This is a genomic window from Enterobacter chuandaensis (assembly GCF_003594915.1).
Taxonomy (GTDB): domain Bacteria; phylum Pseudomonadota; class Gammaproteobacteria; order Enterobacterales; family Enterobacteriaceae; genus Enterobacter; species Enterobacter chuandaensis.
Genome location: NZ_QZCS01000019.1, coordinates 50,949 through 63,595, shown reverse-complemented (window position 1 = coordinate 63,595; position 12,647 = coordinate 50,949). Strand labels below are relative to the sequence as shown.

Genomic DNA, 12,647 nt, shown 5'->3' with positions numbered 1-12,647 from the left:
TGGTCACGCATCCCCGCCGGATGAATGATTACACTTTAATCAGAGATCACTTGAATTAAAGAAGGAGCATCCCCCCTTTCGCAGCATGCAGTCGTGGAGCGCATATCATGAAAAAAATCGCAGTAGCCATAATGGCGGCGCTTTTGCTCAGTGCAAACGCGATGGCAGCCATCAAACTAGACGGCCGACAGGCCAGAAACATGGATGATGTGCAAAGCTTGGGCGTAATCTATATCAACCATAATTTCGCCACTGAAAGCGAAGCAGATCAGGCACTAAACGAAGAGACCGATGCCCGGGGCGCAACCTATTACCACGTGATGTTAACTCGTGAGCCCGGCAGCAACGGCAACATGCACGCCAGTGCAGATATCTACCGGTAACGCTTTAACGCTAGCACCAGGAAAGACAACAACGAGAACATAGCCATAGTTGACGTTGCCCCCTGCCCGGGGGCTTTTTTTGTGAATGGCTCCGGAATACCACCGGTTACAACTGTTTTTGGTATTCCAGAGCACTTATTCACTTCTGCCCGTAGTAGGCATTCGGGCCGTGCTTGCGCATGAAATGCTTGTTCATCAGGTAATCATCAATGCCCTGAAGCTGTGGATTAATGTCGCGAGCAATCCACGCCATTTTAGCCACCTCCTCCATCACGACAGCATTATGTACCGCGTCGTGGGCATCTTTACCCCAGGCGAACGGACCGTGCTGGTACACCACAATCCCCGGCGTATGCAGCGGTTCAGCTTCACCCAGCGTTTCGATAATCACCTTACCGGTGTTACGTTCGTACTCCCCTTCTACTTCAGCCTGCGATAATACCCGCGTGCAGGGAATGTCACCGAAGAAGTAGTCCGCATGCGTCGTGCCCAGCGCCGGGATGGGTAACCCCGCCTGTGCCCAGGCGGTGGCGTGCGTGGAGTGGGTATGCACAACACCACCCAGTGACGGATAACGCTGGTACAGCGCCAGGTGGGTAGCCGTGTCCGAAGAGGGCCGCCATTTGCCCTCAACGACGTTTCCTTCGAGGTCGACCACCACCATATCGTCAGCTTTCATGGTGTCATACGCCACGCCGCTCGGCTTGATCACAACCAGACCTTGTTCGCGGTCGATGGCGCTCACGTTGCCCCAGGTGAACGTCACCAGGCCATAGCGTGGCAGATCCATATTGGCCTCAAAGACCTGCTGTTTCAGCTTAAGCATGTGCAACCTCCAGCAAACCCGCCCGCGCCATCCGCTCGCGCACCCAGTCCCGCGCTTTTGCCACTTCCGTGGCCGGGTCGTCAGACGTTTCGCTCCACATCTCAATCAGGTACGGCCCGCAATAGCCTGTCTGTTTGAGCGTTTCGAAGCACCGTTCGAAATCCACCACCCCAGTGCCGAACGGTACGTTTTTAAACACGCCAGGACGGGTATCTTTAACGTGCACCGCCACGATATGTCCGATGCCCGCCTGCAGCTCCATCTGCACGTCGTTATCCCACGCCGACAGGTTGCCGATATCAGGATAAAGCTGGAACCAGGGGTTATTCAGATAGTGCGCGTAGCCCAGCGCCTTGCTGATGGAGTTCATCAACGGGTAGTCCATGATCTCCATCGCCAGCGTGACCTGCGCGCGGCTTGCCATCTCAACGCTCTCTTTCAGGCCGTCACGGAAACGACGGCGCGTTTCATCGTTGGCTTCCTGATAGTAAACGTCATAACCCGCCAGCTGGATCACGCGGATGCCGACATCCTGCGCAAAGCGAATGGCTTTGCGCATAATCTCCAGCCCCTGTGCACGCACGGCATCGTCTTCACTGCCGAGCGGAAAACGACGGTGGGCGCTCAGACACATGGACGGCACGCGCACGCCGGTTTCGGCAATGGCGCTCACCAGCGCCAGGCGCTGTTCGCGGCTCCAGTCCAGGCGAGAGAGACGCTCGTCCGTCTCATCCACTGACATTTCGACAAAATCGAAATCCAGCTGTTTTGCCAGCTGTAACCGCTCCAGCCAGCACTCCCCCGCAGGGAGTGCCTTTTCATAGATGCCAAGCGGAACCTGTTTTGACAACATAACCGCTCCTTAACCCCAAAGCTGAGCGATTGAGCGTTTGAACTGACGCGCCGCTTCCACCGGAGATGCCGCGTCGCGAATGCTGCGGCCAGCAATAAAGACGTGAATAGGGATGCCCTGGAACAGCGGCAGATCTTCCAGTGCCAGGCCACCGGTGACGGTGACTTTAAAGCCCATATCCGCCAGACGTTTGATGGCGCTGATATCGGCTTCTCCCCACGCCACGCCTGCGGCCTGAGCATCGCGGCTGCGGTGGTAAACCACCTGCTGGATGCCCGCGTCGCGCCACTCCTGCGCCTGCTCCCAGGTCCAGAAGCCGGTCAGTTCAATCTGCACGTCGCCGTTAAACTCTTTTGCCACGTCCAGCGCACCTTTGGCGGTGTTGATATCTGCGCAGCAGATCACGGTGACCCAGTCGGCGTTGGCTTCGAAGCACATGCGGGAGAGGATTTTGCCTGCGTCGGCAATTTTGGCATCCGCCAGCACGATTTTGTGCGGATAGAGCGCCTTCAGGTCACGAACGGCGCGCACGCCTTCGCCCACGCACAGAATGGTCCCCACTTCGATGATATCCACCTCTTCCGCAATCAGGCGGGTGGTTTCGTAAGCGTGAGACAGCGTCTGGTTATCCAGCGCAACTTGCAACATTGGTAATGACATGTTCAATTCCTCTTAAACGGCCGCCGCTGTGGCGTTATCAATTAAATCCAGTACTTCCTGCGCGGTGCGGCAGGCGCGTAAACGGTCAAAATTGGCTTCGTCATCAAACAGGTTGACGATCTGCATGATGCCCACCTCCTGGTGGGTATTGGCATCAACGGCCGCCATGGTGATCAGGATATCGACCGGGTCGTTATCTTCGTGGTTGAACACCAGCGGCGTTTTCAGCGTCACCAGTGCGAAGCCGGTTTTCTTGACGCCCTCTTCCGGGCGGCCGTGCGGCATCGCCAGGCCCGGCGCAATGACGAAATAGGGGCCGTGCTGCGCCACGCCATCCAGAATGGCCTGGTAATAGCGCGGCTCGACAACGTCCGCCTTAACCAGCAGATCCACACTCAGCTTCACCGCTTCCTGCCAGGTGCTGGCGTCGGCCTGTAAAAGGATGGAGTTATTCTCTGCCAGCGAATCACGTAGTTTCATGCGGCGTCCTTACTTCACGTCTTGTGGGAAGTGTTCTTTGATCACTTCCAGCAGTTTTGGCCCGAAATCCGCAGGCGACAGCATGTTGCGCACACCTACCACATATTTGTTGCCCGACACGCTAATCTCACCGGCAATGTGAGTTGAAGCGATGATGATGTCCGCGCCGTTCAGTTCACTTTTGTATTCACCCACTGCGCAGCTGTTCACCGTGTGGTCGATGTTTGACTGGGTTAAAAACTGGTCCACTTTCATCTTCATGATCATGGAGCTACCTTGCCCATTGCCACACACAGCCAGGATACGTACGGTCATAATCGAAACTCCTTAATGAGCAGACACTTCTGCTGTTTGTTTTTCCGCATCTTCTTCAGCTCGCAGCGAACGGCCAGCGAAGAACATATAAGCCAGAGCAATCAGGATGATGACGGCCATAAAGACCAGACCGACGGAGGCAAAGCCCTGCATCATCGGCGGTGCCAGAATTGACCAGTCCGCCATGCCCATCCAGGCGCTCATACCGGTGAGCTTGACCGCCCACACGCAACCGAAGATTTCCACCATGCCCATCACCAGGCAGATCTTGAGCGCCGCTCGCCAGCCGCCGAAGTGGTTAGCAAACACGCCGATGGTGGCGTTGGAGAAGAACATCGGGATAAAGCCAGGAATAATCAGGATTGAGGAGCCGCAGCCGACCAGGATGCCCACCGCAATCAGCTGGCCGATGGTGCCCCACATAAAGCCCCAGACGACGGCGTTTGGCGCAAAGCTATAGATAGCCGCACAGTCAATCGCCAGTACCGCGCCGGGGATCAGGCGCTGAGAGATGCCGTTGAAGGCTTCCGACAGCTCGGCGACGAACATACGCACGCCCTGAGTGATGATGAAAATCGCCACCGCGAAGGAGAAACCGGTCTGCAGGATATAGACCGTCCAGTGGGTTTTACCCGCCATTGCCTGCACGACATCAATGCCGAAAGAGAGCAGAATGGCGCCGAAGAAGATGGTCATCACAATCGCGGTTGAAACGATGTTGTCGTGGAAGATATTCAGCCAGCCAGGTAGCTTAAGGTCTTCAACGCTCTCTTCTTTTTTACCCAGGTACGGCGCAACTTTATAAGCAAGCCAGGCGGCAAACTGCTGCTGATGACCGATGGAGAAACCGCAGCCGTCGGTCACTATCTGCGTTGGCTTGTACATCATGTTGGAGGTGATACCCCAGTAGAGCGAGACCAGCACCGCGGTGCAGATAATCGTGGTCCACATTGGGTAGCCGAAGATATAGAGAGAAACCGCGATCAGCCCAGCCTGCTGGAACATGATATGCCCGGTAAGCATGATGGTGCGAATACCGGTAATGCGGCGCAGCAGCACATAAATGATGTTGAGCGCCAGCGCGAGCAGGACCGCATAACCCACCCAGCTGTAGGCATCACCCATGCGATCGATGGTCGCCATCATGGAGGCGTAGGTATCAGAGATCGCGCCGTTGATGCCATACACCTCAGACATTTTGGCGACGACCGGCTTAAAGGTACTGGTCAGAATGCCTGACCCCGCCTGCAACAGCATGAAACCAATAATGGTTTTGATGGTGCCTTTAATAATCACGCTCACGCTTTTGCGCAGCAGGATATAACCCAGGCACGTCACGATGCCCAGCAGCAGCGGGGCGTTGGTCATTACCTGATTAAAGAAAACGGTAAAGACGTTGTAGAGGATCTCCATAACTCTCTCCAGAAATGAGAACACGAGGGGCAATCCCTGTGTGGTTGGTGCCATCACTCTATTAATCACAAATAATCACCACAAGATTGCATTTGATTATTTGTGACGCATCACGCAATTTATTTCCATGCTGTTAGTAATGATTTTCACTACCGTACCACAGGAATAAATTAACCCTTACAATTCATTAAATTAATGGTTGATACACGATAATCTAACAAGTAATTCATGGAGAGTCCGTGAGGTCGGGCAGATAAAATTACTCATTTTCACCATTGCAAAGCACGTCAAATAGTGCCAGCATTAATCACAACAAATCACCATATGATTACTTTTGATTAAACCAAGGAGTCAAAACGATGAGTAAAGTGAAATCCATTACCCGTGAATCATGGATTCTGAGCACCTTTCCGGAATGGGGTAGCTGGCTGAACGAAGAGATCGAGCAGGAACAGGTTGCTCCTGGCACGTTTGCAATGTGGTGGCTGGGCTGCACCGGTATCTGGCTGAAATCTGAAGGCGGTGCCAATATCTGCGTCGATTTCTGGTGCGGCACCGGCAAACAGAGCCACGGTAATCCGCTGATGAAAAAAGGCCATCAGATGCAGCGTATGGCTGGTGTGGAAAAACTGCAGCCGAACCTGCGCACCACGCCGTTTGTGCTTGATCCTTTTGCCATTCGTCAGATCGACGCCGTTCTCTCTACCCACGATCACAACGATCATATCGACGTGAACGTGGCGGCAGCGGTAATGCAAAACTGTGCGGACGACGTGCCGTTTATCGGGCCGCAAACCTGCGTGGATCTCTGGATTGGCTGGGGCGTGCCGAAAGAGCGCTGCATCGTCATGAAGCCTGGCGACGTGGTGAAAATCAAAGACATTGAAATCCACGCGCTGGATGCCTTTGACCGTACCGCGCTGATTACCCTGCCGGCCGATCAGAAAGCCGCAGGCGTGCTGCCAGACGGTATGGACGAGCGTGCGGTGAACTACCTGTTCAAAACGCCGGGCGGTTCTCTGTACCACAGCGGTGACTCCCACTACTCCAACTATTACGCGAAGCACGGCAACGAACATCAGATTGACGTGGCGCTGGGCTCGTACGGCGAAAACCCGCGCGGCATCACCGACAAAATGACCAGCGCCGATATGCTGCGCATGGCGGAAGCGCTCAACACCAAAGTGGTGATCCCGTTCCACCATGATATCTGGTCAAACTTCCAGGCCGATCCGCAGGAAATCCGCGTGCTGTGGGAGATGAAAAAAGACCGCCTGAAGTACGGCTTCAAGCCATTTATCTGGCAGGTAGGCGGCAAGTTCACCTGGCCTCTGGACAAAGACAATCTCGAGTATCACTACCCACGCGGTTTCGATGATTGCTTCACTATTGAGCCAGACCTACCGTTCAAATCCTTCCTCTGATTGCGAGGCCACATCGCCAGACCCTGTGTCTGGCGATTTCATATTTCTTTTAGTAATTTCACGCTATTTCAAATATCATCTTTTCAAATCAATTCTTATCGGAATAGCTCATGACGGAAGCGCAACGGCATCAAATTTTACTGGAACTCCTGGCGCAAACAGGGTTTATCACCGTCGAGAAAGTGATCGAACGTTTAGGGATTTCCCCGGCGACCGCGCGGCGTGACATTAATAAGCTGGATGAGAGCGGTAAGCTGAAGAAAGTCCGCAACGGCGCGGAAGCCATCAGCCAGCAGCGCCCACGCTGGACGCCGATGAATATCCACCAGGCGCAGAATCATGATGAAAAAGTACGGATTGCCAGAGCAGCGTCGCAGCAGGTGAACCCGGGTGAGAGTGTCGTCATCAACTGCGGCTCCACGGCGTTTCTGCTGGGCCGTGAAATGTGCGGCAAGCCGGTGCAAATCATTACCAACTACTTACCGCTCGCCAACTACCTGATCGATCAGGAACATGAGAGCGTCGTGATCATGGGCGGCCAGTACAACAAAAGCCAGTCCATCACGCTCAGCCCTCAGGACAGCGAAAACAGCCTCTACGCCGGGCACTGGATGTTTACCAGCGGCAAAGGCCTGACCGCTGACGGCCTGTATAAAACCGATATGCTGACCGCGATGGCGGAACAAAACATGCTCAACGTGGTGGGCAAGCTCGTTGTGCTGGTCGACAGCAGTAAAGTCGGTGAACGCGCAGGCATGCTGTTCAGCCGCGCAGAACAGATCGACATGGTCATCACCGGCAAAGGGGCTAACCCGGAGATCCTCCAGAAGCTGGAAGATCAAGGGGTAAAAGTCCTGCGGGTTTAAAGATGCTGGCGGAAAAACGCCACCGTAGCGTCCAGCGCCGTTGGCGTGATGCGGTGGCGAACGCCCGACTCCCACAAACAGGTCAGATTACCGTCCAGTCCTTCATTTATTAACGCCTGCTGCAGACGGAAGGTTCCATCGGGCGGGACCACATCGTCCGCATCACCGTGCCACAGCAGCAGCGGGCGATCGGCCAGGCGCGGCAATGCCCGGGTCACTTCCCACTCTGCCAGCATCGCCGTAATTTCCGTTAAATCCTGAGGGGGAAAAAGCGTCTTCGCCAGCGAGGTAAAATAGCCCGAGCCCATCAGACAGGCGACAGACCGCACTTCTGGATGATGCGTCATAATCCCCAGCGCCGTCATGCCGCCCATCGACGCCCCGGCCACTGCCAGCCGATTGTCGGCCACCAGCCCGGCTTCATAGAGCGCATCGCGCAACCCGGCAAACTCGGTCAGGCTGCCGTGCAGAATGTGCCAGAACTGCCCAAACCGCGCATGTTCACCGCCCGTGAAGCGCGCGCCGTGGTCAGGCGCATCCGGCATCACCACGCGAAAACCCGCCTGCGCCAGCGCCACCGCAAAATAACTGTAAACCAGCTTCGATGAGGTAAACCCATGATAAAAAACCACAACAGGCAGCGGTTTATCACGTTTCCCCGCCGGTACGGCGTGTAAAATTTCATGGTCGCCGAGAGGGCGTATTTCAATTTCAATCATTGTCGACCCTGTACGAATGAATGATTCATAATGTTGAGAACTGGATTACGGTTTGACGCTATTTTCATTCGAAAATTACGTCCCAGATAACACTTCGGGAACATTCCCCCAAAACTAAATTCGCAGACAACTACACTATGGCTAACAGGAAATGAGATATGGTTATGCACAGGTTTGCTGCTTTATTGCTGGCGTTGCTGCTCAGTGGCTGTAGCGCCCTGCAGGGAACACCGCAACCCGCTCCCCCGGTTGCCGATCATCCGCAGGAGATTCGTCGTAATCAGACGGAAGGATTACAGCGAATGGGCACCGTCTCCGCGCTGGTTCGCGGTTCGCCGGATGACGCAGAAGACGCAATAAAGGCACAAGCCGTCGCCGCCAAAGCAGATTATTACGTCATTATTATGATCGACGAAACCATCATAACGGGACAGTGGTATTCACAGGCAATTTTGTACCGTAAATAATGGTTTACCTTTGAACGACATTTACACTGCTTTGCGTCCATAGACATTTTCCTGTCCACAATAAACTCCATGCCAGCGACAAGAAATGGGAGTTTATTCGCGAAGGATTGCCCGGCGGATACCGGAAATATGTGAAATGGAGCTGACGATGAAACGAACTCTTGCTTTGACCTCTCTGTTGCTCTCTGCAGGCCTTGTGAGCACCACCGCGCAGTCAGCAGAATTCGCCAGTGCGGATTGCGTAACAGGTCTGAATGAAATAGGCCAAATCTCCGTCAATAACATTTCGGGGAGCCCGCAAGACGTTGAACGTATCGTGGCATTAAAGGCCGATGAGCAGGGTGCGTCATGGTATCGCATCATCCAGATGCAGGAAGATAACCACATCGACCACTGGCGGGTACAGGCCATTCTCTACGTGTAAAATCCCTCCTGATAAAAGCCACTTATTTTTAGTGGCTTTTCGTTTTTGCAAATTTTTTATCTTTTATAAAACCGCACAAAAACAATTAAATAACATTTTGTTACATTAATTCAGTAAACGTAATCCCCGCTCTGCCGTTGAAGAACCATACCTTTTCAATGATGAGCAATTTATGATCAATTTTTTCCGCCGTGCGGGCCTTGGAACAAAGCTGTCGCTGCTGACTGGCGTCAGTGTCGCCACGCTGTTTCTGCTATTCACTTTCCTGCTCAGCCAAAAAGCCAGCCAGCAGCTTGAAGCCCTTGCGGTCGAAGATCTGCATAATCAGTCCACCGGTATGGTCGACATGGTGCAGATGTTTAATACCAGCCTGAGCGAGGAAGTCGAAAGCTACACCAGGTTGTTTACGACATTTCTGCCCCAGCCGTTTAGCGTCGATACTCAGCAGACCCGGACCATTAACGGGCTCACCGTTCCCCTGCTGAAAGGGGGCGACACTGAGCTCCATGAAAACACGACGTTTTCTGATGACTTTCTGAATCGTACGGGAGCAATCTCCACGCTGTTTGTTCGCAGCGGTAACGACTTCATTCGCGTTGCCACATCCCTGCGCAAAGAGAATGGGGATCGCGCTATGGGGACAGTTCTGGATAACACCAGCCCGGCGTTTGCCTCTGTCACTAAAGGCGAGGTGTACCGAGGTCTGGCGCTCCTGTTTGGCAAGCGCTACATCACCCAGTACCAGCCCGTGAAGAACAGTGAAGGTCAGGTTATCGGGATTATCTTTGTTGGGGTGGATATCAGTCACTCCTGGAACGTCATGCGCGAGAAAATCCTCAACCGCCGCCTGGGCGAGAGCGGGCACTTCTTTGTGCTGGACCGCAGCAGCGGCAAAACGCGCGGTCAGTACCTGTTTCACGCCAGCGAAGAGGGAAAACAGCCGAAGTGGGACGGCGCGACCCAACAGCAATTGCTGAGCGACTCCTCCGGCACGCTGGAGCGCGTAAGCGAAGATGGCCGCACGCTGAAAATGGCCTATACCCCGCTGCCGGGCTGGAACTGGACCATCGTCGGTGAAGTGGATAAATCGGTCCTGCTCTCCAGCGTTAACGCCATGCGCGACCGTTTCCTGCTGGCAGGCGTAGCGTTATCTGCCCTCTTCGCGGGCCTGTTTGTGGTGCTCATCCGCCGAATGCTGACCCGCCCGCTGCGAAACGTGATCGAACTGGCGCGCCAGTATGCCGCAGGGGATTTGCGATCCAGCCTGCCCGTCACCCGTCAGGATGAGGTCGGTCAGCTGGTTGATGCCATCAACGGTATTGGCGAGGGGCTGCAAAAAATTGTCCTGCAGGTGCGTGAAGCCGCGGGCGAGATCCATTTGGGCACCAATGCGCTGGCTTCCGATACCGGCGAGATTTCAGAGCAAATTAACAAGCAGGCCAGCAGCGTTGAAGAGACCTCCGCCAGCATGGAACAACTGGCCGCGACCGTGCAGCAAAATGCCGCCAACATGGAGCAAACGCAGCAGCTGGTCGGTGAAACCTCACGCGCGGTTCATCAGGGTGGCGAGACGGTCACCCATGCGGTTGCCACGATGGATGACATTCGCGAAGCGTCAAAACGCATTGAAGACATTACCCGCGTGATCGAATCCATCGCCTTCCAGACCAACATTCTGGCGCTGAATGCGGCGGTAGAAGCGGCACGCGCAGGCGAGCACGGAAAAGGGTTTGCGGTGGTCGCGCAGGAAGTTCGCGCCCTGGCAGGGCGCAGCGCCAACGCGGTGAAAGAGATTGAACAGCTGATTGGCGATACGCTGCGAAAAGTGAGCGAGGGCCACGCGCTGTCAGAACAGACGCGTCTGGCGATGGACTCTATCATCGTTCATATCGATAACATCAGCCAGCTGGTCACGGAGATTAACCACGCATCACGCGAGCAGTCCGCCGGGATTGGCCAGGTGAATCTGGCCATGACCCACATTGGCGAAGCGTCGCATATCAACGCCGATCGCGTCTCGCGCAGCGAGCAAACCGCGCACACGCTGCGCGAGAAAGGGTCACACCTCACCCAACTGGTGAGCCTGTTCCAGCTTAAGCGCTAGCCCACCCTGCCCGTGGCGCGCAGCAGCAGATCGTTACGCACCTGCTCGTTCATTAGCGTACCGCCACGGGTATCCAGCATCATGCGGCACCACGCCTGCGCCACGGGAGGCGATGCGTGCCGCAGCATCTGACTTCCAGCACCCAGTAAAAAGAGCTGCTGCGCGATCTCCCTCCCCTGCGCCTCCTGTGGTTTACGCAGCTTCTGCTGTAACTGCCGCCAGCTGCGATCGAAATGTCTGTCCTGCCCTTTGACCTGAGCAAACTCATCGGCAAGCAGGTCGTGGATCCCTGGCTGCTTCGCCAGCACGCGCAGCACGTCCAGGCACATGATATTTCCCGATCCTTCCCAGATGCTGTTCACCGGCATCTCGCGATACAGGCGGGGAAGCTCACTCTCCTCGCAATACCCAATTCCGCCCAGCGCCTCCATCGCCTCCGCCACAAACGGGATGCCCGCTTTGCACACGCTGAATTTTGCGGCCGGGGTGAAAAGCCGCGCCCAGGCAGCCTCCTGCGGGTCGGTGTGGTTGTCCCACGCCCGGGCCAGACGGAACAGCAGCGCCGTGTGCCCCTCCAGCACCAGCGCCATACGGCTCAGCACTTCACGCATTAACGGCTGATCGATGAGGTTTTTGCCGAAGGTCTGCCGCTGATGGGTATGATAAAGCACCACCGAGAGCGCCCGACGCATCAGCCCATGGCTGCCAAGGGCACAGTCGAAGCGCGTCAGCCCGCCCATCTTCAGGATCTGCCGCACGCCTTCGCCCTCTTCACCCAGCAGCCAGCCGGAGGCATCAAGGAACTCCGCCTCGCTGCTGGCGTTCGAGCGGTTGCCGAGCTTGTCTTTCAGACGTTCCAGCCGTACGGCGTTGCGCTGCCCGTCGGGTAAGAAACGCGGGACAAAAAAGCAGGACAAACCGCCTTTCGCCTGCGCCAGCACCAGATGTGCATCACTCTGCGGCACGGAGAAGAACCATTTGTGGCCCACCAGCCGGTAGCTGCCATCGCTGCATTTTTCCGCTTTGGTGGTATTGCTGAGCACATCTGAGCCGCCCTGTTTTTCCGTCATCCCCATGCCGATCAGCAGGCCGCGTTTTTGCGCGCCCGGGGCGAGATGGGGATCGTAGCGATCGCTCATCAGCGGCGTTAACCAGTCATGAAACGGTTTGGGCAGCGACTGTTGCAACAGCGGCGTGGCGGCGAAGGTCATGGTCACCGGGCATAACGTCCCCGCTTCAACCTGAGCATGGAGCACGAAGCGCGCGGCCCTGGCGACGAAAGAGCCTTTTCGCGCCTCCTCCTCCCACGCCAGATTGTGAACCCGGTTAGCGCAGAGTCCCTGCATCAGAAGATGCCAGGCGGGGTGAAAGCGAACGTCATCCAGCCGCTCTCCCGTGGCATCGTAACGCAGCAGCTCCGGCGGGTTAACGTTCGCCAGCCTGCCCAGCTCCAGCGACTCCGCCGTGCCTAACTGTTGTCCGATGCTGGCAAGAAGATCCATATCCCACTCGGCTCCCTCGCGCGCAACCGCGTCGCGCAGGGCGCAGTCAGAGGAAAAGGTTACTGTTAGAGAGTGGAGCGGGTTGATTAAAAACGGTATGGGTCTGCCAGTGCATGCTGTCTCCCTCCTTTCATTGGCAATATGTACAAGTATGGACAGAGGGCTTGCGCGCTGCATGGGAGGGGAGTCACAGGACGACGATCGCATTGAT

13 protein-coding genes and 1 pseudogene are annotated in these 12,647 nt (G+C 55.7%); 6 read left to right on the top strand and 8 right to left on the bottom strand.

The genetic code is table 11. The features are described 5' to 3' along the window. Positions 1 to 107 precede the first annotated feature (107 nt). The gene (yjfY, locus tag D5066_RS21265; RefSeq protein WP_080328807.1) at positions 108 to 383 is read left to right on the top strand and encodes a DUF1471 family protein YjfY; all 276 of its coding nucleotides are present in this window, start codon (positions 108 to 110) and stop codon (positions 381 to 383) included. Positions 384 to 522: 139 nt separating this feature from the next. Here yjfY and D5066_RS21260 read toward each other — a convergent pair whose 3' ends face one another. Genes D5066_RS21260 through ulaA form a run of 6 tightly spaced genes read right to left on the bottom strand, consistent with a single transcriptional unit; the run spans position 523 to position 4,930 of the window. Next, complete coding sequence (locus D5066_RS21260) at positions 523 to 1,209, bottom strand: L-ribulose-5-phosphate 4-epimerase (protein WP_119917137.1); 687 nt, start codon at positions 1,207 to 1,209, stop codon at positions 523 to 525. After that, entirely contained in the window at positions 1,202 to 2,062 is an 861-nt protein-coding gene (locus D5066_RS21255; RefSeq protein ID WP_119917136.1) for an L-ribulose-5-phosphate 3-epimerase, read from the bottom strand. The genes D5066_RS21260 and D5066_RS21255 overlap by 8 nt, the downstream gene beginning before the upstream one ends. Before the next feature lie 9 nt (positions 2,063 to 2,071). Next, positions 2,072 to 2,722 (bottom strand): 3-keto-L-gulonate-6-phosphate decarboxylase UlaD, encoded by a 651-nt coding sequence (ulaD, locus tag D5066_RS21250; protein ID WP_023334265.1) that lies wholly within the window; start codon positions 2,720 to 2,722, stop codon positions 2,072 to 2,074. Positions 2,723 to 2,734: 12 nt separating this feature from the next. Continuing rightward, positions 2,735 to 3,202 (bottom strand): PTS ascorbate transporter subunit IIA, encoded by a 468-nt coding sequence (gene ulaC, locus D5066_RS21245; protein WP_028015266.1) that lies wholly within the window; start codon positions 3,200 to 3,202, stop codon positions 2,735 to 2,737. Positions 3,203 to 3,211: 9 nt separating this feature from the next. Next, the gene (gene ulaB, locus D5066_RS21240; protein WP_003856022.1) at positions 3,212 to 3,517 is read right to left on the bottom strand and encodes a PTS ascorbate transporter subunit IIB; all 306 of its coding nucleotides are present in this window, start codon (positions 3,515 to 3,517) and stop codon (positions 3,212 to 3,214) included. A gap of 12 nt (positions 3,518 to 3,529) precedes the next feature. Then, positions 3,530 to 4,930, bottom strand: coding sequence for a PTS ascorbate transporter subunit IIC (gene ulaA, locus D5066_RS21235; RefSeq protein ID WP_080328803.1), 1,401 nt, complete (start codon positions 4,928 to 4,930; stop codon positions 3,530 to 3,532). A gap of 359 nt (positions 4,931 to 5,289) precedes the next feature. Here ulaA and ulaG point away from each other — a divergent pair, with 359 nt between their 5' ends. Beyond that, positions 5,290 to 6,354, top strand: coding sequence for an L-ascorbate 6-phosphate lactonase (gene ulaG, locus D5066_RS21230; RefSeq protein ID WP_080328802.1), 1,065 nt, complete (start codon positions 5,290 to 5,292; stop codon positions 6,352 to 6,354). Positions 6,355 to 6,464: 110 nt separating this feature from the next. After that, positions 6,465 to 7,220 (top strand): HTH-type transcriptional regulator UlaR, encoded by a 756-nt coding sequence (ulaR, locus tag D5066_RS21225; RefSeq protein ID WP_119917135.1) that lies wholly within the window; start codon positions 6,465 to 6,467, stop codon positions 7,218 to 7,220. Here the strand turns inward: ulaR and yjfP are convergent. Next, entirely contained in the window at positions 7,217 to 7,939 is a 723-nt protein-coding gene (gene yjfP, locus D5066_RS21220) for an esterase (RefSeq protein ID WP_119917134.1), read from the bottom strand. The genes ulaR and yjfP overlap by 4 nt on opposite strands. Positions 7,940 to 8,097: 158 nt before the next feature. On the opposite strand from yjfP, the gene bsmA reads away from it, so the two are divergent. The 3 genes from bsmA to D5066_RS21205 all read left to right on the top strand — a co-directional run bounded on the left by bsmA (position 8,098) and on the right by D5066_RS21205 (position 10,934). Then, positions 8,098 to 8,406 (top strand): biofilm peroxide resistance protein BsmA, encoded by a 309-nt coding sequence (gene bsmA / locus D5066_RS21215; RefSeq protein ID WP_119917133.1) that lies wholly within the window; start codon positions 8,098 to 8,100, stop codon positions 8,404 to 8,406. Positions 8,407 to 8,542: 136 nt separating this feature from the next. Beyond that, a complete protein-coding gene (gene yjfN, locus D5066_RS21210; protein ID WP_080328798.1) occupies positions 8,543 to 8,830 on the top strand; it encodes a DUF1471 family protease activator YjfN in 288 nt (95 codons plus the stop codon). Positions 8,831 to 9,002: 172 nt separating this feature from the next. Further along, positions 9,003 to 10,934 (top strand): methyl-accepting chemotaxis protein, encoded by a 1,932-nt coding sequence (locus tag D5066_RS21205; RefSeq protein WP_080328797.1) that lies wholly within the window; start codon positions 9,003 to 9,005, stop codon positions 10,932 to 10,934. On the opposite strand, the pseudogene D5066_RS21200 reads toward D5066_RS21205, so the two are convergent. Beyond that, positions 10,931 to 12,551 (bottom strand): annotated as a pseudogene (locus D5066_RS21200) (isovaleryl-CoA dehydrogenase). The gene D5066_RS21205 and the pseudogene D5066_RS21200 overlap by 4 nt on opposite strands. Positions 12,552 to 12,647 lie beyond the last annotated feature (96 nt).

Coding starts and splice junctions, on each gene's coding strand:
- yjfY (WP_080328807.1), top strand. CDS start 108: ATGAAAAAAATCGCAGTAGCCATAATGGCGGCGCTTTTGCTCAGTGCA.
- D5066_RS21260 (WP_119917137.1), bottom strand. CDS start 1,209: ATGCTTAAGCTGAAACAGCAGGTCTTTGAGGCCAATATGGATCTGCCA.
- D5066_RS21255 (WP_119917136.1), bottom strand. CDS start 2,062: ATGTTGTCAAAACAGGTTCCGCTTGGCATCTATGAAAAGGCACTCCCT.
- ulaD (WP_023334265.1), bottom strand. CDS start 2,722: ATGTCATTACCAATGTTGCAAGTTGCGCTGGATAACCAGACGCTGTCT.
- ulaC (WP_028015266.1), bottom strand. CDS start 3,202: ATGAAACTACGTGATTCGCTGGCAGAGAATAACTCCATCCTTTTACAG.
- ulaB (WP_003856022.1), bottom strand. CDS start 3,517: ATGACCGTACGTATCCTGGCTGTGTGTGGCAATGGGCAAGGTAGCTCC.
- ulaA (WP_080328803.1), bottom strand. CDS start 4,930: ATGGAGATCCTCTACAACGTCTTTACCGTTTTCTTTAATCAGGTAATG.
- ulaG (WP_080328802.1), top strand. CDS start 5,290: ATGAGTAAAGTGAAATCCATTACCCGTGAATCATGGATTCTGAGCACC.
- ulaR (WP_119917135.1), top strand. CDS start 6,465: ATGACGGAAGCGCAACGGCATCAAATTTTACTGGAACTCCTGGCGCAA.
- yjfP (WP_119917134.1), bottom strand. CDS start 7,939: ATGATTGAAATTGAAATACGCCCTCTCGGCGACCATGAAATTTTACAC.
- bsmA (WP_119917133.1), top strand. CDS start 8,098: ATGGTTATGCACAGGTTTGCTGCTTTATTGCTGGCGTTGCTGCTCAGT.
- yjfN (WP_080328798.1), top strand. CDS start 8,543: ATGGAGCTGACGATGAAACGAACTCTTGCTTTGACCTCTCTGTTGCTC.
- D5066_RS21205 (WP_080328797.1), top strand. CDS start 9,003: ATGATCAATTTTTTCCGCCGTGCGGGCCTTGGAACAAAGCTGTCGCTG.